The 25,484-nt window shown below is 60.3% G+C and carries 23 protein-coding genes and 1 pseudogene; 15 read left to right on the plus strand and 9 right to left on the minus strand.

Going from position 1 to position 25,484, the window contains the following annotated elements:
* Window positions 1–44: 44 nt before the first annotated feature.
* From GKZ68_RS02715 to serS, 3 genes and pseudogenes are all read right to left on the minus strand, one after another.
* Window positions 45–935 (minus strand): DUF2911 domain-containing protein, encoded by an 891-nt coding sequence (locus tag GKZ68_RS02715; RefSeq protein ID WP_173110489.1) that lies wholly within the window; start codon window positions 933–935, stop codon window positions 45–47.
* 100 nt (window positions 936–1,035) lie between these two features.
* A complete protein-coding gene (locus tag GKZ68_RS02720) occupies window positions 1,036–1,476 on the minus strand; it encodes a hypothetical protein (protein ID WP_173110491.1) in 441 nt (146 codons plus the stop codon).
* A 226-nt stretch (window positions 1,477–1,702) separates the two neighbouring features.
* Window positions 1,703–3,009 (minus strand): annotated as a pseudogene (gene serS, locus GKZ68_RS02725) (serine--tRNA ligase).
* 436 nt (window positions 3,010–3,445) lie between these two features.
* On the opposite strand from serS, the gene rho reads away from it, so the two are divergent.
* Together rho and GKZ68_RS02735 are read left to right on the plus strand one after the other, a co-directional pair.
* Window positions 3,446–5,710, plus strand: coding sequence for a transcription termination factor Rho (gene rho / locus GKZ68_RS02730; RefSeq protein WP_173110493.1), 2,265 nt, complete (start codon window positions 3,446–3,448; stop codon window positions 5,708–5,710).
* An 88-nt stretch (window positions 5,711–5,798) separates the two neighbouring features.
* Window positions 5,799–6,518: a GAF domain-containing protein gene (locus GKZ68_RS02735; protein ID WP_302052005.1), complete on the plus strand. Its 720-nt coding sequence runs from the start codon at window positions 5,799–5,801 to the stop codon at window positions 6,516–6,518.
* Here GKZ68_RS02735 and GKZ68_RS02740 read toward each other — a convergent pair.
* The 3 genes from GKZ68_RS02740 to GKZ68_RS02750 form a co-directional block, all read right to left on the minus strand.
* The gene (locus GKZ68_RS02740) at window positions 6,515–7,390 is read right to left on the minus strand and encodes a UbiA family prenyltransferase (protein WP_173110497.1); all 876 of its coding nucleotides are present in this window, start codon (window positions 7,388–7,390) and stop codon (window positions 6,515–6,517) included. The genes GKZ68_RS02735 and GKZ68_RS02740 overlap by 4 nt on opposite strands.
* Window positions 7,391–7,405: 15 nt before the next feature.
* Window positions 7,406–8,221: a class I SAM-dependent methyltransferase gene (locus tag GKZ68_RS02745; RefSeq protein WP_173110499.1), complete on the minus strand. Its 816-nt coding sequence runs from the start codon at window positions 8,219–8,221 to the stop codon at window positions 7,406–7,408.
* Window positions 8,222–8,302: 81 nt separating this feature from the next.
* Window positions 8,303–9,070 (minus strand): DUF4197 domain-containing protein, encoded by a 768-nt coding sequence (locus GKZ68_RS02750; RefSeq protein WP_173110501.1) that lies wholly within the window; start codon window positions 9,068–9,070, stop codon window positions 8,303–8,305.
* A gap of 840 nt (window positions 9,071–9,910) precedes the next feature.
* Here GKZ68_RS02750 and GKZ68_RS02755 point away from each other — a divergent pair.
* The 9 genes from GKZ68_RS02755 (at window position 9,911) to GKZ68_RS02795 (ending at window position 18,825) form a co-directional block, all read left to right on the plus strand.
* Window positions 9,911–10,579, plus strand: coding sequence for a hypothetical protein (locus tag GKZ68_RS02755; RefSeq protein ID WP_173110503.1), 669 nt, complete (start codon window positions 9,911–9,913; stop codon window positions 10,577–10,579).
* Window positions 10,576–10,869 carry a transcriptional regulator gene (locus GKZ68_RS02760; RefSeq protein ID WP_173110505.1) on the plus strand — a complete coding sequence of 98 codons (294 nt, stop codon included), beginning with the start codon at window positions 10,576–10,578 and terminating at the stop codon, window positions 10,867–10,869. The genes GKZ68_RS02755 and GKZ68_RS02760 overlap by 4 nt, the downstream gene beginning before the upstream one ends.
* A 126-nt stretch (window positions 10,870–10,995) precedes the next feature.
* The gene (locus tag GKZ68_RS02765) at window positions 10,996–12,636 is read left to right on the plus strand and encodes a DUF4173 domain-containing protein (protein WP_173110507.1); all 1,641 of its coding nucleotides are present in this window, start codon (window positions 10,996–10,998) and stop codon (window positions 12,634–12,636) included.
* Window positions 12,637–12,648: 12 nt separating this feature from the next.
* Window positions 12,649–14,106, plus strand: a complete 1,458-nt coding sequence (locus GKZ68_RS02770) for a radical SAM protein (RefSeq protein WP_173110509.1) — start codon at window positions 12,649–12,651, stop codon at window positions 14,104–14,106.
* Window positions 14,107–14,211: 105 nt separating this feature from the next.
* Window positions 14,212–14,562 (plus strand): hypothetical protein, encoded by a 351-nt coding sequence (locus tag GKZ68_RS02775; RefSeq protein WP_173110511.1) that lies wholly within the window; start codon window positions 14,212–14,214, stop codon window positions 14,560–14,562.
* Between the two features lie 11 nt (window positions 14,563–14,573).
* A complete protein-coding gene (locus GKZ68_RS02780) occupies window positions 14,574–15,377 on the plus strand; it encodes a ferritin-like domain-containing protein (RefSeq protein WP_173110513.1) in 804 nt (267 codons plus the stop codon).
* Between the two features lie 127 nt (window positions 15,378–15,504).
* Complete coding sequence (locus tag GKZ68_RS02785) at window positions 15,505–15,894, plus strand: hypothetical protein (protein WP_173110514.1); 390 nt, start codon at window positions 15,505–15,507, stop codon at window positions 15,892–15,894.
* A gap of 33 nt (window positions 15,895–15,927) precedes the next feature.
* Window positions 15,928–16,374: a hypothetical protein gene (locus GKZ68_RS02790; RefSeq protein WP_173110515.1), complete on the plus strand. Its 447-nt coding sequence runs from the start codon at window positions 15,928–15,930 to the stop codon at window positions 16,372–16,374.
* Window positions 16,375–16,419: 45 nt separating this feature from the next.
* A complete protein-coding gene (locus tag GKZ68_RS02795; protein WP_173110517.1) occupies window positions 16,420–18,825 on the plus strand; it encodes a transglycosylase domain-containing protein in 2,406 nt (801 codons plus the stop codon).
* A gap of 7 nt (window positions 18,826–18,832) precedes the next feature.
* Here GKZ68_RS02795 and GKZ68_RS02800 read toward each other — a convergent pair whose 3' ends face one another.
* Window positions 18,833–19,477 carry a hypothetical protein gene (locus tag GKZ68_RS02800; RefSeq protein WP_173110519.1) on the minus strand — a complete coding sequence of 215 codons (645 nt, stop codon included), beginning with the start codon at window positions 19,475–19,477 and terminating at the stop codon, window positions 18,833–18,835.
* An 83-nt stretch (window positions 19,478–19,560) separates the two neighbouring features.
* Here GKZ68_RS02800 and GKZ68_RS02805 point away from each other — a divergent pair, with 83 nt between their 5' ends.
* Complete coding sequence (locus tag GKZ68_RS02805; RefSeq protein WP_173110521.1) at window positions 19,561–19,926, plus strand: helix-turn-helix domain-containing protein; 366 nt, start codon at window positions 19,561–19,563, stop codon at window positions 19,924–19,926.
* Window positions 19,835–20,521 carry an IS630 family transposase gene (locus tag GKZ68_RS02810; RefSeq protein WP_302051990.1) on the plus strand — a complete coding sequence of 229 codons (687 nt, stop codon included), beginning with the start codon at window positions 19,835–19,837 and terminating at the stop codon, window positions 20,519–20,521. Before GKZ68_RS02805 ends, GKZ68_RS02810 begins: the two co-directional genes overlap by 92 nt.
* Before the next feature lie 107 nt (window positions 20,522–20,628).
* Here the strand turns inward: GKZ68_RS02810 and GKZ68_RS02815 are convergent, their stop codons facing one another.
* Window positions 20,629–20,775, minus strand: coding sequence for a hypothetical protein (locus tag GKZ68_RS02815; protein ID WP_173110525.1), 147 nt, complete (start codon window positions 20,773–20,775; stop codon window positions 20,629–20,631).
* Between the two features lie 132 nt (window positions 20,776–20,907).
* The gene (locus tag GKZ68_RS02820) at window positions 20,908–22,323 is read right to left on the minus strand and encodes an arginine decarboxylase (RefSeq protein ID WP_173110527.1); all 1,416 of its coding nucleotides are present in this window, start codon (window positions 22,321–22,323) and stop codon (window positions 20,908–20,910) included.
* Between the two features lie 226 nt (window positions 22,324–22,549).
* Here GKZ68_RS02820 and GKZ68_RS02825 point away from each other — a divergent pair, with 226 nt between their 5' ends.
* Window positions 22,550–23,524, plus strand: coding sequence for an arginase (locus GKZ68_RS02825; RefSeq protein ID WP_173110529.1), 975 nt, complete (start codon window positions 22,550–22,552; stop codon window positions 23,522–23,524).
* 106 nt (window positions 23,525–23,630) lie between these two features.
* Window positions 23,631–25,424: an arginine--tRNA ligase gene (gene argS, locus GKZ68_RS02830; protein WP_173110531.1), complete on the plus strand. Its 1,794-nt coding sequence runs from the start codon at window positions 23,631–23,633 to the stop codon at window positions 25,422–25,424.
* The last annotated feature ends 60 nt before the right edge of the window (window positions 25,425–25,484 follow it).

The following is a 25,484-nucleotide window of genomic DNA, read 5'->3' on the forward strand; positions in this document are numbered from 1 at the left end:
GTTCGGGAGAGATGCTTCGATAAGTTCAGCAGGACGTTCAGCTTTTACTTGCCGCCCTTCTTAGCTTCCGCAATCAGCTCGTCGTCCATTTTGGCGTACTCGGTGTTGGCGGGCGTGGCGGCCAGGGCCAGCTTTTTTGACTGCTCGGCGGCAGCTACGGCGCCTTTGTAGTCCTTCATTTTTAAGCGGATTTTGGCCTCCGTATTCACGTTCCAGAACTTGGGGTCAGTGGCGTTGGCCTTCTGAATCCAGACTAGCGCCTGCTTCATATCCTTGTTGTTGTCGTAGTAGTAGACGGCGGCGCCGGCCAGGTCATTAGCCGTCGGGCTGGCGTTTTTGACGACTTTTTCGTCAATCTGGGCCAGCACCTTGCTGTCCACGTCGCTCGTGATTTTAAACTTGGCGCCCGTAGTTTCCCAATCCATTGCCACGTTGGCGGTGGCGGGCGTCAGGTCGGCGAAGGTGATGGTGAACGTTTCGACCTTAGTAGCCAGTTTGTAGGGCTTGATAGTGAAGCGGGCCACGTCCTGGTCATCCTTAAAGCCATCGACGTCAGCCCCTTGCTTGAGACTTTTGTTGAGCACTACCGTCCATTCGGTGGCGTTGGGGATGGTATACAGGCCATACTCGCCGGCCGGCACCTTCTTGCCCTCAACGGTCACATCATCCGAAAATTTGATGCTCGTAGTGGCATTGGCCCCGGTGCGCCAGCGCTTGCCGGCCGGTACCACCGCTTTGTCGCCGCCGAAAATAGCGCGGCCCTTCACGCTAGGGCGGTAATAAGTAATGGTCACGTCGGTGAGGCCCACGCGCTGCGTCACCGTGCTTTTGGGGCTAGCCTGCGGCGTTGCAATCTGAGCCTGGGCGGTGGGGGCGGCCAGCAGGCTGATAGCGAGCGCCGTAGCGGTGCCGAGCTGCAATGCAAAATTCTTCATATGCGCAAAAAGAGATAGAATGGCACGTACTTGCCAGCCCAAAAGTAGCGAAGCCCGCCGGGTGGGCGGGCTTCGCTAGGGGTAAAGCAGGATGCGGCGGCTAGCGCTGGGCCAGGGTGCGCGCCTTGTTCACGACAGCCGCGCTGAGCTGCACGTAAGCCTGGCTAGCCGGCATTGCCTTAAGAGCCAGCTTATAAGCCTGCTCGGCAGTAGTCTGCGCACCCGCGTAATCCTGCATCTGCAGGCGGATGCGCGCCTCCGTGTACAGGTTCCAGTAAGTAGGAGCTACGGCATTGGTTTCCTGCATCCAGGCCAGCGATTGGTGCAGGTCCTTGTGCGAGCCATCGTAGAAAGCGGCGCTGGCTTCGGGGGCCGGCGGCTGGGTTAAGCGCAGCGCGGCCGGATTTTCCGAGGCCGGGGCAGCGCTCCCGTCGGTCGTAGTAACAAGCGTGCGCGTGGTTTGCGCCTGGGCCGGCGCGCCAGCAAGCAAGCCGGCCGCCAGCAACAGTAGCGCCGAGCAATAGGAGTCGATATTTCTCATGTAAGTACAAATGATAAATTGACGATTCCAAACTACAATGCAGAAGTTAGCGAATCCACTTTTTGCATTATAAAAGATGAAAGTTTATAAATTTTATCGGATAATCCTAATTAATGGCCATTTTACCCCAATATAGTCCGTCCCATTTTGGATAAAAAAAAGTTGACACCATTTCTGAATAACAGAAAGAGCGTCAACTTTTTGCTGGTAAAATACCAGAAAAATTTTAACCTATTTTATCGAAGCCGCAGTAGCTATGCAGCGCCTCGGGCAGCCGGATGCCATCGGGCGTCTGGTTGTTTTCGAGCAGCGCGGCCACGATGCGCGGCAGGGCCAGCGCCGAGCCATTGAGCGTGTGCAGTAGCTGGGTTTTGCCGCCCTCGGCCCGGTAGCGGCACTTGAGGCGGTTGGCCTGGAAGGCTTCGAAATTGCTCACCGACGACACTTCGAGCCAGCGGCCCTGGGCGGCGCTCCACACCTCCAGGTCGTAGGTGAGGGCCGAGGTAAAGCCCATGTCGCCGCCGCACAGGCGCAGCACACGGTAAGGCAATTCGAGTAGTTGCAGCAGCTTTTCCACGTGGGCCACCATCGTTTCGTGGGCCGCGTAGGAGTTTTCGGGCTGGGTAAGCTGCACTATCTCTACCTTGTCGAACTGGTGCAGGCGGTTCAGCCCGCGCACATCGGCGCCCCACGAGCCCGCCTCGCGCCGGAAGCAGGGCGTGTAGCCGGTATTGCGCACGGGCAGCTTCTCGACCGGAATAATTTCGTCGCGGTACAGGTTGGTAATTGGCACCTCCGAAGTCGGAATCAGGTACAGGTTGTCCTGCTTGTCGTGGTACATCTGGCCTTCTTTATCCGGCAGTTGGCCCGTGCCGTAGCCGCTAGCCTCGTTTACCAGGATGGGCGGCTGTACCTCCGTGTATCCCGCATCGCGCGCCTGGTCCAGAAAGAAATTTACCAGCGCCCGCTGCAAGCGCGCGCCCTGCCCCTTATACACCGGAAAGCCCGCGCCCGTGATTTTGATACCCAGCTCAAAATCAATAATATCATATTTCTTAATCAGCTCCCAGTGCGGCAGGGCGCCGGCGGCCAGGGTCGGTTTGGTGCCCCCTCGCGCACTACCTCGTTATCGTCGGCCGAGCGGCCGGCGGGTACGCTCTCGTGCGGCACGTTCGGGATTTTATACAGCAAACGCTGGATTTCATTCTCAACAAAGTTTATTTCCTCGATAGAGGACTTGACAATCTCCTTTGAATTAGCAGCCTCATTTTGATATTTCTCTAGGGCTAATTCATCAAGAAGAGAAAGAGGCGAGATAGCAGAAGAATTCTTCTTTTTGATTAAGGGGCCAATCAATTTCGCTAATTGATTACCTTCAGCCTTTGCACTATCGTGCTGGGTTTGGAGGGCACGGCGGCGCTGGTCGAGGTCGAGCACGGCCTGCACATCGGCCTCGGCCGTTTTAAAATTACGTTTGGCGAGGCCGGCCAGCACGCGGGCGGTCTGCTCTTTAAGGACGGAAATTTGCAGCATAATGCAGGCAAAGGTAGTTTTCTAGAAAAGAAGTTAGAATTGCGAAGCAGGAAGCGGGAATGAAGAATTACGGAACGGATAATTCTTCATTCCTGCTTCCTGCTTCGCAGCCCAACCTGTTTGCCGTTTGCCCGTAATGACTTAATATTGCAGCAGCAAGCCGGCCCACGGGGTCGGCCGGGCCAGCCTACCGGGCTAGCCCGCTGCGTAGCCGGCTCAATCAGGTTGCTTTTGGTGGAGCTGCCGGCTACTCTTCTCACACCTCACTCATTTCTTGCTTGTTGCCTGCCGCTTTGTTGGTTGTGTGGCGCTTTGGCGCTTCGTGTTGTTGGGTTCCGGTCTTTGGGCCGGGTCGGCTTCGCATGGCCTTAGGGCTAGCACCTTTCCGCAGCGCATTGGGCTAGCCCCATTCTGATTTCTCCTCCCTACCTATTGTATGTACACCCTCAATGAGCTGAAGGACCGGCTGCTGTCCGACCTCAAAGAAATTGCTGAGCAACTGAACGTTGGCAATTTTAAGCGCCTGAGCAAACAGGATTTGATTTATAAAATCCTCGACCAGCAGGCTATTCTGCCAGCCGACCAGCTACCCGGCAAAAAAGCTGTTGCGCCGGCCTCGGCAGCCCCCGAAGCTACCGCTGTGGCCCCGGCGGCGACCGAAGTAGCGCCGGCTCGTGGTGCCCGTGGCGGGGCCGGCCGCCGCCGGCCCGCGGCCGCAGTGGCCGAGCAGCCGTTCACTGATGTGGCCGTGGCGGCGGCCGAGCCGGTACCCGCCGCGCCCGCGTCCGCAGAAGCTGCTCCGCAGGCTAGCCAAGTGGCTGAGGAAGAAGCACCGCAGCCCACGCGCCTTGAGCGGGTAGAAGCCGACGAGCAAGCCGTAGCCGATGTGTCGGTAGCCACCGAAGAGGCTACCGTGCCGCCCACCGAGACCAACCCCGCCGCCCAGGTACACTCGGCCGAGGAAAGCACGGCCCCCATGCGCCGCGAGCGGCGCGAGCGCGTAGACCGCGCCGGCCGGCCGCTGCCCCGCCGCGAGCCCGGCCAGCCGGCTGCTAGCCCCGAAGCCACGCCCGCTGATACGCAGGCCTTTGCCTCGTCCGATACCGTGGAGGTAGCGGCCGAAGTGCCCGCCGAAAGCTACGCCGACCGCCGCGAAAGCCGCGAGCAGCGCTTCGAGCGCGAAAACCGCGATGGCCGCGAGCCCCGCGACAACTCCCAGCGCCTGGGCCGCAACGACCAGCCGCGCCAGGAGTTCCGCGAAAATCGTGAGCCCCGCGAAGGCGGCAACAACCAAAACCAAAGCCGCTACGCCACCGACCAACCCCGCGAGGCGCGCCCCATCAACGGCAATGGCGCTACCGACCAGCCCCGCCTGAGCCGCGAAGAGCGCTACGCGCAGCGCGAAGCCCAGCGCCAGCAGCGCCGCGAAGAGCGCCAGCGTCAGGGGCTCGAAGGCCAGCCGGCCGGCGAGCAGGCCGCTACTAATCAGCAAATAAACGGGAATCAGCCACCGAATGGGGCTGGCCAGCCGGCCGAAGGCCCGCGCCAGCCGCAACAGCAGCGTCCGGCCCGCGCCCCCGAGCTCGAGCTGGTAGTGCCCGGCTCGGGCACGATGGAGCTGATGCCCGACGGCGGCTACGGCTTTCTGCGCTCGCCGTATTATAATTACCTCACCTCGCCCGACGACATCTACGTGTCGCCGCAGCAGGTGCGGCAGTTTGGCCTCAAGGCCGGCGACACGGTGAGCTGCACCATGCGCCCGCCCCGCGAAAACGAGAAGTATTTTGCCCTCGTGAACGTGGAAGGCATCAACGGCCGCACGGTGGAGGAAGTACGCGACCGGGTGCCGTTCAGCCACTTAACGCCGCTGTTTGCCGACGAAAAACTTAAGCTCTCGACCAAGTCCACCCAGGTGAGCACCCGCGTGCTCGACCTGTTTGCGCCCATCGGCAAGGGCCAGCGCGGCCTCATTGTGGCCCAGCCCAAAACGGGTAAGACGGTGCTGCTGCAGGAAATCGCCAACTCAATTTCGGAAAATCATCCCGAAGTCTATCTCATTATCCTGCTGATAGATGAGCGCCCCGAGGAAGTGACCGACATGGCCCGCTCGGTGAAGGCCGAAGTGCTAAGCTCGACCTTCGACGAAACGGCCGACCGCCACGTGAAAATCGCGGAGCTGGCCCTCGACAAGGCGCGCCGCCTGGTGGAGTGCGGCCACGACGTGGTGATTCTGCTCGACTCGATTACCCGCCTGGCGCGGGCCTACAACACGGTGCAGCCCAGCAGCTCGCGCATTCTGTCGGGTGGTATCGACGCCGGAGCGCTGCAAAAGCCCAAGCGTTTCTTCGGCGCGGCCCGCAATATCGAAGGGCCTGGCTCGCTGACGATTATTGCCACGGCGCTCATCGAAACCGGCTCGAAGATGGACGAGGTTATCTTCGAAGAATTCAAAGGCACCGGCAACATGGAATTGCAGCTCGACCGCAAGCTGGCCAACAAGCGCGTGTTCCCGGCCATCGACATTCCGGCTTCCGGCACCCGCCGCGAAGACCTGCTGATGAGCCGCGACGAACTGAGCCGCGTGTGGGTGCTGCGCAAATTCATGACCGATATGAGCGCCACCGAGGCAATGGAATTTCTCAAAGACCGTATGAAAGGCACGCGCGATAACGAAGAATTCCTACTAGCCATGAACGGCTAGCGCGGGTATAACGCCGTCATTAGCGGGCCAAACACTATCTTCGCAAGCGGGTGGGGTTTGGCCCGTTCTTCGTTTTATACACTTTCTGATGGCTGCTGCACTTTTGATATCTGCCGAGCAAGAGGCTGCGCGCCTCCAGGCGCTGAAGCCGTACAAAGCATTAGAGCACGCACACAATGAAGTATTCGAAGATATAGCCCAGCTGGCCGCCAAGCTTTTTGCGGCGCCAATGGCCCAGGTTTCGCTCGTCGATGCCGAGGAAGTAACCTACCCGGGCAACGTGGGCGACCCGAAGCTAGCCAGCCGCCTGGCCCGCCAGGACAGCATTTGTGCCGTGGCGGTGCATATGCCAGGCACCACTGTTTTTTCTGATTTGCGAACCCAGCCCTGCCACTGGATTAGCAAGGAGGCGCAAAAGGATTTTGCGTTTTACGCTAGCCACCCCATCCAGACGGCTGATGGCCAGCCGATTGGCTCGCTCTGCGTGCTCGACAAAAAGCCCCGCGAGTTTAGCACGAATGAGCAGCTCATTTTACAGCGCCTGGCGGGCATTGCGATGCGTCTGCTCGACCTGGAGCTGGTAGCCGCGCCCGAGCAGGCCCCGGCCCTGTGGGATGCCATCAATGGCCGAATTCAGCTCTCGTTACAGCGCATCGAAACCCTGACGGCCCTGGCTCGCTGGGAGGTATCGCCTGAAACGGCCACGGCGCTGGCCTACCAGGCGTCTATTCACGAGGAGCGCATGCTGATTGTGCAGGATATTGAGTATGAGATATTGGCGGCTTTCGGGCGCCTCGGCGGCCACTAGGCGCCGAGCAGCAGCACGGTGATAAAGGCCGCGCTCAAGCACACCGACGATACCTTATTCATGCGCATGGTCCACTCAAAGTTGGCCAGGGTGGGGTCGTGCCAGGCCAGCCACGCCCAGCGCGAAAACAGCGCCACCACCGGCCCGGTAGCCACCAAAAAAACACCCAGGCTGCGTACTTCGCCGCGCTGCCAGTACGTGAGGGCCATGAGCAGCGCGCCCGCCAGCAGCCCGGCTGCCGCAAACACGAACGTGCCCCGAATGCCCAGCCGCAGGCTCAGCGTGCGGTCGCCACGCCGTGCATCTTCCTGGTGCTGATAGATTTGAGTGAGCGGGTAGGAGCCGCATAGGAAGAGTGTGCTCACCAGGGCTAGCTGCAAATTAGTGGGCTCAAAAAGCTGGGCCGGGCTAGCCCCCGCGCCCACCTGCGCCATCAAAAAGGTGAAAGCTCCCTGGAAAATGACGACCACCACGGTGCTCAGCAGCGGGTATTTTTTCAGGCGAATGCCCTCGTAGCTGTAGGCCCGCGAAATGAGGATGTATACCGTCACCATCGCCGCAAAAGGCCAGCTCAGTAGCAGCGAGGCCACTAGGGCCAGCGTTTCGAAGAGCCACACCAGGTGCAGGAGCTCGGGCGTGACGGGCGGTGGCGCTTTCAGCCCCCCGATGCTGCCCTCGTCGCGGTCGTAATAAGAGTTGTAGCCATTGGAGGCCGGGTACACCAGCAGGTGCAGAATGGCGAACACCGCCGCCGCCCGGCCCCAGCTAAAGGGGGCTTGCAAGGCGCTGAGCCCGAACCAGAACACGGGCATCAGAAACAGCGAAAACGGCAGGCGCAGTAGCGCAAAAGCTCGGCGGTAAGCGGGCAGCATAGGGGCGAAGGTAGGCTAGCCGGCGGGCGCGGTGGGCCAGCCTACCAGGTAGGTTACGCGCGGCCCCCACCAGTGGCGCAATTGCCCGGCCCGCCAGTAGTAGCGCCCGGCCGGGTCGGCCCGGTGGGCCAGGGCCAGCAGCGCCTCGGGCGGGTACATGCGCAGGATGGATACCGTGCCATCCCACATGGTAGCCAGCGGAATAATAGGTAGCAAGTAGGTAAATACCAAGCGGCTGAGCCGAAAGGGTCGGAAAAAAGGCGTTAGCAGCAGCTGCGCTACCGGCAGCACCGTGAGGGCCAGTCCTACTTCGAGCCAGCTTTTGGCCGCACCCTCAAACACGCCCACGCCCTGGCCACTGGCCACGGCATCGTGTAGCAGCGCCTCGGCTTGCGGCGGCGCAAAATGGTGGAAGGCCGAAAAAATAACCCGCAGCCCCGCTAGCCCCGCCGGCACGGCCAGCGCATCGACGGGCGCCGCGTGGCCCTGGATGGCGCCGGCGGTGCGCCGGGCCACGTCGGCCCAGGCGGCGGGCTGGGGGTAGAGGTCGGTGAGGGTGATGGTGGCGGTGGGTAACCCCTGGGCGCGCAGCGCGGCTAGCACCGTTTCGGTGCCGCCGCCGGCGCCGGCACCCAGCTCCAGCAGGTGCGTCTGGTGGGTGTGGCGCAGGCCCTGGGCTAGCAGCGGCGCTACCGGGCGGTAGGTGCCCAGCAGCGAAATCATGAAGCGCAGGTAGTCCATCATCCCGGCCCGGATGACGGCCGGAAACCACGGCAGGTCCTCAAACTCGAATAAATGCCGGCGCAGCTTCACGGCTGGCAAGTACGGCAAAAGCGGCGTATGGGTAGGGCTAGCCCCTAAAAAAACCTGCTGCCAGACGGAGCCCGACAGCAGGTTTAGCTTGACTGCTACTTACTTGCCACCGATGCCGAATACTTTCTTCAGCAGTGAGGTAGTGCGGGCCACGGGGTTTTCCCGAATATCGGCTTCCTCCTGCGCGATGAGCGTAAACAGCCCGTCGATGGCCTTGCCGGTGGCGTACTGGTTGAGGTCGGTTTGCACCGGCGTCACGAGCGGCAGCTTGTTGTAGGTCGCGCTGAGCGTGCTGTAATACCTGGTGGCGTCTACCTTATCGAGGCTCTGCTGCATAATGGGCATGAAAGCCGTGGTGAGCTGCGAGGTAGTCGTGCGCTTCAGGTATTGCGTAGCGGCATCTTTCTGGCCGGTGAGGATATTCCACACGTCGCTGAACGTCAGCTGCTTGATGGCGTTAATAAAAATCGGCTTGGCGCTCTTGGCCGCATCTTCGGCACCCCGGTTCAGCGACAGCTCAAACTTATCGACCTGGCTGCCCAGCCCGATGCTGCGCAGGGTGTTGGCCATCTTCTGCGCGTCGGGCGGAAATGGGATGCGGATGAGCTTATTTAGGTTGAAGCCATCGACCTGCGAAGCCTGGTCTGAGCCCTTCGAAATGCCCTGGATGAGCGCCTCCTTCAGGCCGTTGGCCGCTTCCGTATTGGTGAGGCCACTCACGGCGGTAGTCGTGGTGGTGGTAGTCGTGGTGGTCGTTTTTTTGGTGGGTAGCTTGAAGCCACCCAGGCCTGGAATGTTGATAGTCTGGGCCTGAGTTGGCAACGCAAACACGGCGGCTAGCAACACGGTAAAGGAATAATTTTTCATGGCAGGTAAGGCAATAAAGAACGGGAAGAAATAAGCCGAGGCGGAAAGTTCTGGCTTATTAGCGGTAGCTAAGCCAAAGCTTGTGCCAGAAAATGCGCCACTTTCATGCGCTTTCCCAAAAGGGCGTCGGCAAAATTGCCTCGCTTATCAGCCAGAAAAGGCTGTTGCAATGCATTTTTAGCCGTTTGGTAGATTATGCGGGCCTAGCCGCTGGTTGGTGCAATCAGGGCAGACTTACTTCTTAGCTGGTAACAAGAACAAGGCTGCTAGTCGGCGTGAGGCTAGTCCAGTGGCAATTAACCACGGCAGGCTAAGTAAAAAAAGAAGCAACAACTGGTAACTTATGCTCTTCCAACCAAATCTGTTGTACGCGATAGGCCACGGTGGTATGGAGAGTAGCACTATGGATAGCTCAGAGACAACCAATGATTTGCCTATCAAGCCAATGCGAGTGTGGGCACGGCGGCTTAAGGCAGCTACAAAAGATACCGCAAGCAACTGCCGACCAGAGCAACAAAAAAAGCCGCCAGAAAAAGCATGACGCTAAGTCCGGTGTATTCAGCCGCCACGTGGATGAGCGCTTCCCCCCGGTAGTCGGCATAAAAGGGCTCCCGTAACACCTGCCCCCTTTGCTGCCAACACTGATAAACCATAAAAGGGACTGCGTAGCCGCTCCAAACGGCGAATCCAACCCACAAGTGCCAGTTGAAATGCCGCTACAGCAGAATAGTTAGCGGCGACGCGCTACCTTCTTTCAGCATGAGTTGTTTTTTTCAACTATCAGCAAAAATATCTTTTACGTATTGTAGCTTTGCATCACAAAGTACTTCACCGCCCCGCATGAAGCCCGCTGCCCAAGACCCGCTCGCCCAGCTCACCGAAATCCGCGCCATTATGGAGCGCAGTTCGCGCTTTATTTCCCTCAGCGGGCTGAGTGGGGTAGGAGCGGGCGTGGTAGCGCTGGCGGGCACGGCCATCGGGCATTACTATCTGCAGCAGGAATACGGCGGGCAGGGCTTCCGCCGGCTATTCCAGACCTCGGAGGGCGAGCGGCTGGCGGCGCTGCCGTTTTTGCTGGGGCTAGCCTTGGCCATGATAGCCGCGGCGGTACTGGTGGCGGCGTTTTTCACCTTGCGCCGCACCCGGCGCGACGGCCTGCGCTCGGCCTGGACGGCCCCGGCCCGCCGCCTGGTGCTGGCTTTGCTGATACCGCTGGTAGCAGGCGGGCTGTTTTGCCTTAAGCTTTTTCTGAGCGGCGCGCCCGAGCTGGTAGTGCCGGGCCTGCTGGTGTTCTACGGGCTGGCCTTGCTCAACGGCAGCAAGTATACCCTGGATGAGGTAAAATACTTGGGTATCACGCTGGTAGCGCTGGGCCTGGTGGCGCTGCTGCTGCCCGGCTATGGGTTATTGCTCTTCGGGGCGGGCTTTGGGCTGGGCCACATCGGCTACGGCCTGCTGATGTATAACCGCTACGAACGCCCAACCGGGGCGAACTTTACCGCCCCGTGAAGTACGCTATCCATACCCTTAATAAAGCCTTCGACCACCGCGTGCGCCTCGGCGTGATGGCCGTGCTGCTGGCCAACGAATCGGTGAGCTTTAATGACTTGAAGGACAGCCTCGACCTCACCGATGGCAACCTGGCCTCGCACGTGGCTGCGCTTGAAAAAGCTGGCTACGTAGTTGTGAATAAACAGTTTATCGGTAAGAAGCCTAATACCACCTACACCGCCAGCGCCGAAGGCAAGCAGGCGTTTCAGGAGCACCTGGCGGCGCTCGAAAAGCTGCTGCGGGGGTGAGCATCCGGCTTTTCGCGCAGTAGTTGAGCGCAGTTTTTGGCTGCGCTGTCCTGCGGTTCGCAGGGATTTTTAGCCGGAGCGGCTTTTTTTAGCTTTTATCACTTTGAAAAACAAAGTTCTTTCAGCATGAATTTAACTGCTTTCTGGCCCGCGAATAACGCCGTGGTGACCGCGCCCGCCACCCGCATTCCGACCCGCCTGGCCAGCCTGCTGCTGGCGGCTACTGCGCTGGGCGACTACCTGTTCTGGCAGGAGCCAGCCGGCCCGAACGTGCTGGTGTACCTGGTGTTTTTGGTGGGCGCTCACCTGGCGCTGCTGCCGCGCTACGCGCCGGTGCGGCACACGGCGGCCTTCTGGGTGGCCGTGGTGGGTTGCCTGGCTAGCGGCGGGCTGGTGGCCTGGTATGGCTCGGGTGCGGCCGAGCTGGCAGCGCTAGCCTCGGGCCTGCTGCTGGTGGGGCTGGTCAATCAGCCCCAGTTGCGGCTGGTGGGCTCGGTGGTGAGCACGGCACTGGTGGGCGTGCTGCCCAATATAGCATTAGTAGTGAGTAGCTTGCGGGTGCCACAGGGCGTGGGTGGCCGATTGCGGCGGGGCTGGTACTACGGCCGGCTACTGGGCCTGCCGCTGCTGGCGCTAGTGATATTTCAGGCGCTGTTTGCCTACGCCAACCCGCAGTATGCCGAGCTAAGTGGGCGGGTGTGGGCCGCCTTAAGCAAAGGGCTGGCCCGGTTGCTGGACGCCATTTCGGTGCCGCACCTGTTGTTTTTGGTGTTGTGCGGGGTGGGGGCGGTGGGTGCGCTAGTGGCCGTGCCGGTGCATTTTTTTCTCGACTACGAGTCGCGCTTTGGGGAGTTTGTGCGGCGGCAGCGCGATGGCGTAGCCTCGTTTGCGGTGCGGCGGCCCAATTTTTCGCACTCCGACCGGGGGGCGCTAGCCCTGCGCAAGGAGTGGCTGGCGGCCGTGGTGAGCATGTGCCTGCTCAACGCCCTGCTGCTGGTGGTGAATATCGTGGATGTGCGTTGGCTGTGGTTTGGCTTTCGGCCGGCGCCGGGCTTCGACCTCACGCAGTTTGTGCACGAAGGCACGTACGTGCTGATTTTCAGTATTCTACTGGCGGCGGGCATCATGCTGTGGTTTTTCCGGCGCAACCTCAATTTCTACCGGCCCGGCCTGCCGCTGCTGCGCTGGGGCGCCACGCTGTGGGTGCTGCAAAACGCAGTGCTGGCCGTGTCGGTGGGTTTGCGCAACTACTACTACATCGCGGCTACCGAGCTGGCTTACAAGCGCATCGGGGTATACGGGTTTCTGCTGCTCACGCTGTTTGGGCTGGGCACGGTGCTGCTCAAAATCTGGCAGCGGCGCTCGGCCTTCAGCCTGGTGCGGCTCAACTCGTGGGCGGCCTACGCGCTGCTGCTGGGGCTAGCGGCCGGCAACTGGGAAAGCTGGATTGCGCGCTACAACCTGCAGCCGCGCTTCACACGCCTCAACATCGGCTTTCTGCTCACCATGCCGCCCCGCGTGCTGCCCGTGCTGGCCGCCCGCGAAGAGCTGATTGACCAGGCGAAAGAGCTGGTGGAAGAAGGCGACGACGGCTATTTCCACGCCATTACCCGCGAGGCGGCGCACCGCAAGCTGCGCGCCCGGCTAGTCGAGTTCCAAGCCGGATATCCGCAGCGCGACTGGCAGGGCCGCACCGGTGCGGCCGGGCGGGCTTATCAGCAGCTACGCAGCCGGGCGCTGCAAAAACAGCGGGTAGCAACCAATTAACAGCTTGTAATCATGCGCGTCAAATTCATCCTCCCCGCCCTCACCGAGGCCACCAACCCGTACTGGCGGCCCATCAAGTACTCGCTGTTTCCGCCGCTGGGGCTAGCCACGCTGGCCGCCTACCTGCCGCCCGATTGGGAGGTGGACCTGCAGGACGAGCACGTGGAAAAGCTGCACCTGCACGATGCCCCGCACCTGGTTATCATCCAGGTTTACATCACCAATGCCTACCGCGCCTACGCGCTGGCCGACCACTACCGCGCCCGCGGCGCCTACGTGTGCCTGGGCGGCCTGCACGTGACAAGCCTGCCCGAGGAGGCGGCCCCGCACGCCGACAGCATTTTTCTGGGGCCGGGCGAGGAAACGTTTCCGGCGTTTCTGCACGATTTCCAGCACGGGCGGCCCCGGCCGCGCTACGTGTCGGGGGCCGGGCGCACGCTGGTGGGCGTGCCGCCCATCCGGCGCGACCTCATCAAGCGCGAGCGCTACCTGGTGCCCAACTCGATAGTCGTGACGCGCGGCTGCCCACACCACTGCGACTTCTGCTACAAAGATGCCTTTTTTGAGGGGGGCAAGTCGTTTTACACCCAACCCGTGGACGATGCCCTAGCCGAGATAAACCGCCTGCCCGGCCGCCACCTCTACTTCCTCGACGACCATTTGCTGGGCAACGTGCGCTTCGCGGCTAGCCTCTTCGAGGGGATGCGCGGCATGGGCCGGCTGTTTCAGGGCGCGGCTACGGTGGACAGCATCTTGCGCGATAACGGCTTGCTGGAAAAGGCGGCGCAGGCCGGTTTGCGGAGCTTATTCGTAGGGTTTGAAACGCTGAGCCCGGTCAACCTGAAAACGAGCAACAAGCCCCAGAACCTGGGGCGCGACTACGCGGCGGCCATCCGGCGCCTGCACGACCTGGGCATCATGATTAACGGCAGCTTCGTGTTCGGGCTCGATGACGACCGACCCGACGTGTTTCGCCGCACCGTGGAGTGGGCGGTGAATCAAGGGATTACCACAGCCACCTTTCACATTGCCACGCCCTACCCCGGCACGGCGCTCTTCAAGCAGATGGAAACCCAGGGCCGCCTACTGCACCGCCGCTGGAACGAGTACGACACCCGCACCGTGGTGTGCCAGCCCGGCCCGCACCTCACCGCCCGCCAGCTCAAAAATGGCTACGACCAGGCCTACCGCGACTTCTACTCCTGGACCAACATCACGCGGGCTAGCCTCGTGCACGACACCCTGCGTCACCAGCTCAAGCACTTCGCCTACGCCGGCGGCTGGAAAAAATTTGAGCCGCTCTGGAATTTCCTAATAAAATTCCGCCACCTCGACGCCATGCGCCCCCTGCTCGAAGGCATCCTGAGTAAAGTGCGCGGTACCGACCCGCCCGCTAGCCCCGGCGCCCCGCCGCTAACCCCCGCAACCGCCGATACCGAACTGCTGCTGAAGCTGCCAGTGCTGCAATAGCCGCCTTTTCCTGCTGGTCATGCTGAGCCTGCGAAGCATCTCGCTCGCGCCGTTTGCCTGCGGCCCGCTAGCCCCCAATCTGTCTTTCTGAGCTAAGAAAATTTTATGCGTAACCCATTTTCACAGCCGCATACGCCAGCGCAGTGGCTGCTGAGTAGCGTGTGCTGGACGACCGTTTGCTTGCTTAGCTGGGCTAGCGTGGCCTACTATAGTGAAAAGCTTTCTGCTGAGCATCAGCCGCTAAAGCTGCTTCTTCTCGCCGTCAGTTTTGCGCCTGCCTACTCTGTCGTGTGGAAGAAAGCTGTGGTATCGCCCGTGCTGGCTGTTGCTGGGTTTTCGCCCATCAACTGGGTTGTCGTGGCGTGGCTGATTATGCTGATAACTACGCAAATAATCTGGGCACTTTTGGAGCTAGTGATGCTCGCCTTTGCTGGCGGTATGCCGGACCAAGATTAAAACTTACTTATATGACTTTCGCCGACATCAATACCTATTTTCAAGCCAACCGCGCTCGCTTTGCCGACCTCGCCTGGGACGACCCGCACCAGCTCGGCCCCGCCGAGCTGCGCGCCGTGCGCACCTCCCTCCAAACGTTTCAGCGGGGCGAGGGTACCGGCGGCGACCACCTCGCGGCCCTGGCCGAGCAGCTCGGCGATGCCGACTACGCGGCGGCCATGCGCCTGTTCATTCAGGAAGAAGAAGGCCACGCCGCTATGCTCGGGCAGTTTATGGACCGCCAGGGCATTGCGCGCCTGCACGCGCACTGGCTGCACGACGTGTTTCGGAGCCTGGGGCGGCCGCTGGGGCTGGTGCACATGGTGCGCGTCATTCTCACGGCTGAAGTAGTGGCGACCATCTACTACCGCGCCCTGTTTCGGGCCACGTACTCGGGGTTGTTGCAGCAGATTTGCCGGCGCATCTTGCTCGATGAGGAAATGCACCTGGCCTTTCACTGCGTGGCCATCCGGCAGCTTTCGCCCCATCGCCACTGGCTGGGTAAGTGGCTCTGGCACCAGGCCTACCGGGGCCTCATGGCTGGCACCGCCCTGATGGTGTACCTGACTAGCCGGCGCACCTTCCGGGCCGGCGGCTACGGGCTGGTTAGCTTTTTGTCGGCTATCGCCGACGAATACGTTCGCGTAGAGCAAATGCAGCGGCCCGATAGCCCCATCTTGCTGCGGGGCGGGCTACCGGCTACCATCGCCTCGGCCCCGGCCGGCCCGGCCGGCGCCTGGCAATGGCCAGCTCCGCACCTTCGGGCGTTGCGCTGAGCCTTGCCTGGGTTTAGTGCAACCAAAGCTCAGGCTTGCTTTCGCGTAAAGCGTCGGAGTTAAGCGTGTTAATTTGCCGAATAACTCGTAAGTTTCGGCTCTTTTCCACCCGCTAGCCTGCTGCTGTATGCCCCGGACCCTGCTGCTTATTGTCCTATTAGCCGCTATTGGGTTAGAACTGGCCCTAGCGGGTGGCGCTTTTTTCGCCCCGGCTTTCACCTTGGCTAAATTTGGCGTACAGTACGGACCGGCTACCCGGTTTTTGGTCTACCTCACCGGCTGGTTTTTACTTTTCGTGAGCTTGATGGCGCTGCTGGCCTTCGGGCGGGTATGGCAGGGGCGGCCCGGCTATGCGGGCTTGTGCTACCTGCTGGGCTGGTGGTGGGTAGGTATCGGAGCAGGTATTTATATGCAGTTTGGCCGGCCCGATAATCTGTTCCTTGATTCGCTGAAAGGCCTCATTCTCATTGTGCTTACCTGGCAGTGTCAGGCCCAGCGCTTGGTAGTGCGGCGCTAGGACGTAACTTGCTAGTGGTTCACCGCTGCTGCTATGCTCCGCCCTACTACCCCCCGCTCGCTGCCCAGGCCCAAGCAGCTTTCGGCCTTTGGCCGGGGGCTAGCGGCCGCGCAGCTACTCAAAGAAACCCTGACTATTATTCTGCTAGGGCTGCCGCTGCTGCTGGCGCAGCCGCTGTTGGCGCCGGCCGCCATTCCGGGGCTGGTGCTCTACCTCTTTCGCTGGGTAATCGTGCTGGGCCGGCTGCCGCGCCGGGCGGCAATGCGCATCTGGATTCTGACGCTGCTCGATGAGCTGTGGGGCCTCAGCCTCTACCTGCACGCCTACGATGCGCCCACCGCCCGGCAGCTGCATTACCTCGAATGGAGCGTGGGGCTGGGGCTAATATTTACGCTGGCTGCCCTGGCCGAAATCACCTTCCGGCGCTACCGCGAGCGGCGCGGGCTGCGCCGGGCACTGTTGGGTGCGGCGCTGCGTTAGGGCTGGCTGGTATCTTTGCCGCTCCCCGCTCCTGACTTGCCGTTCATGGCCGACGAAACAATTCCGCCTGCTACCCCCCATTCCAAGCCCACCCGCCCTGTTCAGGCCCGCCTCAAGCGGCCCGGCCGGGGCACCCGCCGCCTGGTGCGCGTGGCCTGGACGCTCTTTTTTGTCGGTGTGGGCGTTTTTCTGGCGTATCCGCTGCTGGTGCGCAGCAATTTTCTGTTCCTCTTCGGCAAGTCGCCGAGTTTGGAAGAGCTGGAAAACCCCAAGGTCGAGCAGGCTTCGCAGGTCTTCACCTCCGATGGCGTACTCATCGGGCGCTACTTCCGCGAAAACCGCTCGCCGGTACCGCTCAATCAGATTTCACCTTGGCTGGTGAAGGCCCTCATTGCCACCGAAGACGCGCGCTACTACAAGCACTCGGGCATCGACGCGCCCTCGCTGCTATCGTCGGTCTACTATGGCCTGCGGGGCGATAAGCGCGGCGGCTCTACCATCAGCCAGCAGCTGGCCAAGAACTTGTACAAAACCCGGCGGGGCGAAAATCAGGGCGGCCTCAGCCACATTCCCGGCGTGGGCACGCTGGTGGCCAAAACCAAGGAGTGGATAACCGCCGTGGAGCTGGAGCGGCGCTACACCAAGGAGGAAATCCTGCGGATGTACCTCAATACGGTGGAGTACGGCTCCAATGCCTTCGGTATCAAGGTGGCGGCCAAGACCTTTTTCAGCACCACGCCCGATAGCCTCACGCCCGTGCAGGCCGCCACGCTCATCGGGGTCTTGAATAATCCCACGGCCTTTAACCCGCGCTTTCACCCGGCTGCCTCGCGCCGCCGTCGCAACGTGGTGCTGCAGCGGCTAGGCCAGGCCGGCGCCCTCAAGCCTGCCGAAGTAACTGCCTTGCAGGCCGAGCCGATTGTGCTTAACTATCAGATTGAGAAGCATATCGACGGCCCTGATACGTATTTTCGGGGCGCCATCAGCCAGGCGGTGAACCGCTGGTGCGAGGCCCACGGCTATGATATGTACCGCGACGGCCTGCGCATCTACACTAGCATCGACTCGCGAATGCAGGACCACGCCGAGCAGGCCGTGCACCAGCGCATGAAGCAACTGCAACAGCAGTTCGACAGCTTCTGGCGCAACAAGGGCCAGAACCCCTGGGTAGACGAAGAAGGCCACGAAATCCCCGACTTCATCGAAACCCAGATGAAGCGCACCCAGAGCTACCACAGCCTGGCCGCGCGCTACCAGGGCCACCCCGCTAGCCTCGACTCGGCCCTGCACGCCAAGCGCCCGATGAAGGTATTTACCTGGAAGAAGGATGACGGCGATACCACCCTAGTCATGTCGCCGCTCGACTCGCTGGCCTACTACAAGCACTTTTTGCAGGCCGGCATGATGACGATGGACCCCTTCACCGGCGCCATCAAGGCCTGGGTGGGCGGCTTGGATTACCGCTTCTTCCAGTACGACCACGTGAAGCAGGGCAAACGTCAGGCCGGCTCCACGTTCAAGCCCTTCGTGTACCTCACGGCCCTGGATAACGGCTACTCGCCCTGCGACCGCATTCGCGACGAGCGCGTGACGATTAAGTACGTTGAAAACGGCAAGCCCATGGAGTGGCAGCCCGACAACGTGACCCGCGAATACACGGGCATGAACATGACCCTGCGCTACGCGATGGCCCGCTCGGTCAACTCCGTCACGGCCCAGCTCACCGAGAAAGTAGGCTGGAACAAAGTGGCCGACTACGCCCATAAAGTGGGCATTACCAGCCCCTTGCTCGGGGTGCCCAGCATCGGGCTAGGCTCGGGCGGCGACGTGAGCGTGTACGAAATGGTGGACGCCTACGCTACCTTCCTCAACAATGGCTTCCGCTCCGAGCCGCGCATCATCACCCGCATCGAGGACCGCAACGGCAACGTCATCCAGCAGTTCGACCCCGTGCAACGCCGCGCCATCTCGCCCGAAACGGCCTGGCTGATGACATACATGCTGCGCGGCGGCATGGAGGAGCCGGGCGGCACCTCACAGGGCCTCTGGGATTTCCAGGATTTGTGGCGCAAAGACAACCAGATTGGCGGCAAAACCGGCACCACCTCCAACTACTCCGACGGCTGGTACATGGGCCTCACCAAAGACCTCGTGAGCGGCGTGTGGGTGGGCGGTGAAGACCGTAGCATTCACTTTTTCCGCTCGCAGCAGGGCGAGGGCGGCCGCATGGCCCTGCCCGTATTCGGCCGCTACATGGAGAGCATTTATAAGGACAAGGCGCTTGGGTATGACTATGGCCCCTTCCCCAAGCCGCCCACCAAAATCAACCGCAAGTACGTGTGCTACACCGAGGAAACCCCGCGCCGACGCCGCGGCGAGGCCATCGATACCCTAGCGGCCGATAATCTGCTCGACCAGCTGAACCGGGGCGGCAAGGACAGCGTGCGTTGATAATATATTATACAAATAGACAGTCACAGTCAATTTGAATCAATCCTCTTGGGCGCTTCTCAGAGCTATTATCTTTACTAAAGCAACTTCTCCAGTGTTGAGTTTCGGTTTCTGATTGATAGAATAAAGGGTCTTCTTTGCTTCGAAGTGCTATGATATGTAAGTCAATACCAAACATCATTTTGCAGTTCTCATACAAGAATGGCAATCGATGTGAATTGTGTTCATTGGCGTGATATACCTCTGCGTCAAGGAAAAGTACTACGTCTATATCACTTGGGTGTTCTTTTGTTGAGACGAAGCTACCACCCATCCAAAGCCTAAAGCGTAACGGATGCGATTCATGTGATAGAAATAATGGAATGAATTCCAAAAATGAAATGAATCTTTGCGATAAACGCTGCCTTGTGGTACTTAATCTATTTTGATTTAATGGGTTTATATAAAACTCCTCAATAAATTCGTCGGCTGTTAAATTAGTTATACCATAAGGCAGTAAGTTTCCACTAGTATCATAATTAAGTGAGAACCCCTGCGAAAGTGTAGTACGTGAGTTGTTTTCAACTTGAGTCAGCTTATTCATAAGCTCATCAATGGAGAACTCAGCAGGCAGGTCTTTTAGCACCAAGGAAATTTGCTCTTGCGTTATCATCTTTGCTGGCGATTACTTAGTCACTAGCTATAGCGGATTCTAGAACGGTGTAGCTACTATAAAGCTGTTTACGTACCGGGTGTATGCAAGCCTATTCTCTTGATTTGCGGCAGCGTATCGCGCAAGCGTGTGCCGAGCCCGGGGCGCGACAAGCCCACGTCGCCGCCCGGTTTTGCGTGAGTGTGGCCTTCGTCGGCAAGCTGCTGCGTCGCCAGCGGCAAAGCGGGCAGTTGGCCGCCCTGCCCGGCCGCGGTGGTCCGGCCCGCTGCCTGGATGCGGCGGCGCAGGCCTGGCTCGGGGAGCAGGTGGCGGCCCAACCCGATGCCACCCTGGCCGAGTTACAGACGCTCCTGCTGGTTGAGCGCGGGCAAGCCGTTAGCCGGGGCTCCGTCTGGCGGGTGCTACACGAACAAGGCTGGCGACGTAAAAAAAAGCCTGCACGCCACTGAGCGCGATACGCCCCGGGTACACGCCTTGCGCAGCGCGCACGTCGCGGCTATCGCGCAACGCCCCGACGTAGCCCGCTTTCATTTTCTGGACGAGACCGGCCTGCGCCTAGACTACACGCGGCGCTATGGCCGGGCGCAGGCCGGCCAGCGTGTGAGTGGGGCCGTACCGTTGCGCCGCCCGGCCCGCTCCCTAACCTTAATTGGCGCCTTGTCCGTGCACGGGCTGCACGGGGTCCAGGTGCTGGAAGGGGCCTTGAATCAGCGCAGCTTCGCCCTGTATATCAGCCGCATCCTGGCCCCGCAGCTACGGCGCGGGGACGTGCTGGTCCTCGACAACCTGCGGGTGCATCACCTGACCGGGCTGCGGGAGTGGCTAGCCCGGCGCGGCATCGAAGTGCTGTTTCTGCCCCCCTACTCGCCCGACTTTACCCCCATCGAGCAGGCCTGGAGCAAGCTCAAAACCAAGCTGCGCCACGCCCAGGCACGGACCCGCGACGCGCTCGAAGAAGCCTTACATACCGCCATCGACTGGCTTACTGGCCCCGATGCGAAAGCGTGGTTTAATCACTGTGGCTATCACGTACACCGTTCATGAATCCGCTATAATATACAAGTCGTTTGACTATGCTCTCAGAAACTTAAAAGCGCCCGGCCCGCACGCAAGTGCAGACCGGGCGCTTTCACGTAAAAACTGGGGCTAGCCTAGAGGCGCTCTACGGCCGTGGCGGTGCTGGCCGTAACCGGCGCGGCGGCCTGCTTGGCCGAGGTATAGGCGGGGCAGGTCTGGCGGTTGCAAGCGCCGAGGCCGAGGGTGGCGGCCCCAATGGCCAGGATAAGAAGCTTCTTCATAAAAGGTATTGGTTGAGAGAGTCGCGGTTAGATTTCAAAGATAAAGCCTTTGAGGCATAAACGATTACGCCAGTGAAGGATTTCTGGGAATAATACTTTTCTTCCTGCTTAACCTCCAAACTGGCTCATTTATTATTCAGCATAGCCCAGAATTTTGAGCATACTGCTCGCCTCTTGCTTGGGGGCAAAGACGTAGTCAGAAAGTGTGCCATCTTCGGCGCGGTCGAGGATAACGTGCTTGGGCGCCGGAATGAGGCAGTGCTTAATGCCGCCGTAGCCGCTCAGACTTTCCTGGTAGGCGCCGGTGTGGAAGAAGCCTACGTAGATGGGCGCGGTGCTAGCCGGCTGGTTGCGCGGCACTTGCAGCTGCGGCAGAAAGGTCTGGTAAATGTGCTTTTCCGAGTTGTAGTAGTCTTGCGAGTCGCAGGTGAGGCCGCCGAGCTGGATTTTGCGGTAGGGACGGTTCCAGCCATTGAGCGCTAGCATGATGAAGCGCTGGTTGAGGGCCCAGGTATCGGGTAGGTTGGTGATGAACGAGCCGTCAATCATGTACCACAACTCCTTGTCGTTCTGCAGCTTCTCGTCCAGAATCGAGTAAATCGTGGCTCCGCTTTCGCCCACTGTGAAGATGCCGAACTCGGTGAAGATGCTGGGCTCCGGCACGCCTTCCTCGGCGCAGATGCGCTGGATGGTGCGCAGGATTTCGGCAATCATGTACGGGTAGTCGTACTCCAGCTGAATCGAGGTTTGGATGGGCAATCCGCCGCCAATGTCAATGGTCTGGAGCGTGGGGCAGATTTTGCGCAGTTCGCAGTACTTGTGGATGAAACGGCTTAGCTCCGACCAGTAATACGACGTGTCCTTGATGCCCGTGCTGATGAAATAATGCAGCATGGTGAGCTCAAAGCGCGGGTCGTCCTTGATTTTTTGCTCGTAGAGCGGCACCGCGTCGGCGTAGCGAATGCCCAGGCGCGAGGTATAAAACTGAAAGCGCGGCTCCTCGTCGGAGGCCAGCCGCAAACCCAGGTTGGTTTTGGTTTTTACGTGGGCGTGGTAGTAGTCGATTTCGTTGGGAGAGTCGAGGATGGGCAGGCAGTTGACGAAGCCATCGTTGATGAGGTCGGAGATTTCCTGCTTGTACTCGGCCGTCTTGAACCCGTTGCAAATGATGTACTTATCCTTGCCAAACTTGCCCTGCTCGTAGAGCGAGCGGATGATGCTGATGTCGAACCACGACGAGGTTTCGAGGTGCACGTCGTTCTTCAGGGCCTCGTCGAGCACGAAGCGGAAGTGCGACGACTTGGTGCAGTAGGCGTAGGAATACGAGCCGGTGTAGCCGGTAGCGGCGATGCCGTCGGCAAACCACTTCTTAGCCCGCTGAATCTGGGAGCTGATTTTGGGTAAGTAGGTGAGGCGGAGCGGGGTGCCGTGCTTCTCGACCAGGGCCATCAGGTCGATGTCGTGAAAAAACAGCTCGTTTTCGCGAACCTGAAAATCGGCGTTCGGAAAATCGAAGGTTTGGGTAATGAGGTCCTGGTAAGTATCCATCGAAGGTGGAAAAACGGCGATAATTTCCGACCTTTACGGGCCGGCGGACCAAAAGTACCGCCGGGGGCCGGAAACCAGCCGGCCACGCTCGCATCGGTTTCCGATGAAAGGAAGCGACATGGCTACGGCGCGCAGGCGCCGCAAGGCAGCGCTCGCTAGGGTCCACCCAACGGGGGATGCTAGCGGTACGATGCAGGCCACTCATGTTCAACTTCTTTTCCTTCTGATGAAACGCATTAAGCTACTGGAAGTCCGCTCCGAGCTGGGGGCCGGCACGCGCGGCGCCAGCCTGGGCATTGATGCCCTGCGCATTGCCTGCCTCAACAAGGGCTCCGACTATTTTCGGCGCTACAACTCGGTGGCCGTGCCCGACCTCAACCATGTGCTGTTCGATACAACTCCATTCCCATTTGCCAAGCACATCGACGCCATTTACACCGTGCAGAAGGGCGTGGCCAGCGCCGTGGAGCAGACGCTGCGCTTCGGCGAGTTTCCGCTGGTGCTGAGCGGCGACCACAGCAGCGCCAACGCTACCATTGCCGGCATCAAGGCCGCGTACCCGCAGAAAACGCTGGGCGTCATCTGGATAGATGCGCACGCCGACATTCACTCGCCCTACACTACCCCTAGCGGCAACGTGCACGGCATGCCCCTGGCCGCCGCGCTGGGCGAAGACAACCTGCCCTGCCAGCACAACCAGCCCGACGCTGAAACCGAGTTTTTCTGGCGCCGCCTCCAAAACCTGGCCGAGCCCGGCCCCAAGCTGCGCCCCGAGCACCTCGTGTACGTGGCCGTGCGCGACACCGAAGCAGAAGAAGAAGCCCTTATCGAGCGCCTGGGTATCAAGTGGATAAGGCTGCCCGAGATTCAGGCGAAAGGCTCGCGCCAGCTAGCCCGCGAGATTTACCAGCACCTGCGCTTTTGCGACTTGGTGTACATTTCATTCGACGTGGATAGCCTCGATTCGAGCTTTAGCAAGGGCACCGGCACGCCGGTAGAGGAGGGGTTATATCTTTCCGAAGGCGAAAACCTGTGCCAGGATTTGCTCGAAAACGAGCGCGTGGTATGCTTCGAGATGGGCGAAATCAACCCCACGCTCGACAACGAGAATACGATGGCCCAGAATGCCTTCAACATTCTGGAAAAAGCCACCGCCGCCATCGAGCGCCGCCTGCGGCTGGATGAGGTAGTAAGCCGGTAGGGGCAGGAGTACGTGCGTGTAGAGCGAGGGGAATTGGTGGCGGATTGACGCAGGCTCGGGGCCTGGTATAAAGCTGACCGCTACTAGCCTGCGTACCTTTGCCGGCGTGCAACAGCTAGAACAAACCCTCAAAACTGCCCTGCAAGCGGCCGCCCAGGCCGTTTTTAGTCAGGAGATTCCCGCCGCCAGCCTCGTGCTTCAGCCCACGCGCAAGGACTTTGCCGGCAGCTTCACCCTCGTCACGTTTCCGCTCACCAAGGCGTTTGGCAAAGGTCCCGAGCAAATCGGCCAGGCCCTGGGCGAGTGGCTGAAAGTCCACGAGCCCGCCGTGCGCGGCTACAACGTGGTGAAGGGCTTTCTGAACCTCGAAATCGCCGATGCCGAATGGCTCAAGCTTTTTGGCGAACTGCTGGCTAGCCCCGCCGGTGCGCCGGTGCCCACCGGCGGCCCGCAGCGCGTGGTGGTCGAGTACTCGTCGCCCAACACCAACAAGCCCTTGCACCTGGGCCACTTGCGCAATAACTTCTTGGGCTACAGCGTGGCCGAGATTCTGAAAGCCACCGGCGCCACCGTCACCAAGGCCAACCTGGTGAACGACCGCGGCATCCACATCTGCAAGTCGATGATTGCCTACCAGCGCTTCGGCCACGGCGAAACGCCCGAGGGCGCCGGTATTAAGGGCGACCACCTGGCCGGCAAGTACTACGTGCTCTTCGAGAAGCACTACCGTGAGGAAATCAAGCAATTAGAAGCCGAGGGCGTAGCCCCTGACATCGCCAAAAAGCAAGCGCCGCTGATGCTCGAAGCCCAGCAAATGCTGCAGCAGTGGGAAGCCGGCGACGAGCAGGTAATGGCCCTTTGGCATCGCATGAACGGCTGGGTCTACGACGGCTTCAACGCCACCTACGCCAATATCGGTGTCGATTTCGACAAGTTCTACTACGAGTCGGGTACCTACCTGCTGGGCAAAGAGCGCGTGGAAGAGGGGCTGGCCAAGGGCGTGTTTTTCAAAAAGGAAAACGGCTCGGTATGGGTTGATTTACAAGCTGAAGGCCTCGACGAAAAGTTGCTGCTGCGCGCCGACGGCACCAGCGTCTACATCACCCAGGACCTGGGCACGGCCGAGCTGAAGTACCAGGATTTTGGCTACGACAGCAGCATCTACGTCATTGCCGACGAGCAGAACTACCACATGCAGGTGCTGCAAGCCACGCTCAAAAAGCTGGGCAAGCCCTACGCCGACGCCATTCACCACCTCAGCTACGGCATGGTGGACCTGCCCAGCGGCAAGATGAAAAGCCGCGAAGGCACCGTAGTAGACGCCGACGAGCTGGTGCTCGAAGTAGAGGAAGCCGCCAAGGCCGCCACCCTCGAAAAAGGCAAAACCGAAGGCCTCGGCGAGGAAGAATTGCAGCAGCTCTACCACACGCTGGGCCTGGGCGCGCTGAAATACTACCTGCTGAAAGTGGACCCCAAAAAGCGCATGCTCTTCAACCCCGAAGAGTCGGTGCGGCTGGAGGGCGACACGGGGCCATTTATTCAATATAGCTACGCCCGGATTTCTAAAATCCGGCGCGACGCAGAAGCCACTGGCGTGGTCGCCGATGCTGATTTCAGCCAGCTAAGCGCCTTGCACCCAGCCGAGGCCGAGCTGATACAGCAGCTAGCTGGCTATGCAGGCGTAGTGGCCGACGCGGCTCGTGCGCTCTCGCCCGCCGTGGTGGCGCAGTACGCCTACGATGTGGCGAAGAGCTACAACCGCTTTTACACCGAAGTGCCGATTTTGAAGGAAACCGACCCGCTGAAAAAAGCTTTCCGCGTGGCCCTTTCGGCCAAAACGGCCAAAACCATCAAAACCACGTTAGGCCTACTAGGCATCGACGTGCCCGAGCGGATGTAATTGTTTAATAATATAAAATACGTCCGTCATGCTGAGCTTGCCGAAGCATCTCTATCGTAC

It is taken from the genome of Hymenobacter sp. BRD128 (assembly GCF_013256625.1).
Classification (GTDB): domain Bacteria; phylum Bacteroidota; class Bacteroidia; order Cytophagales; family Hymenobacteraceae; genus Hymenobacter.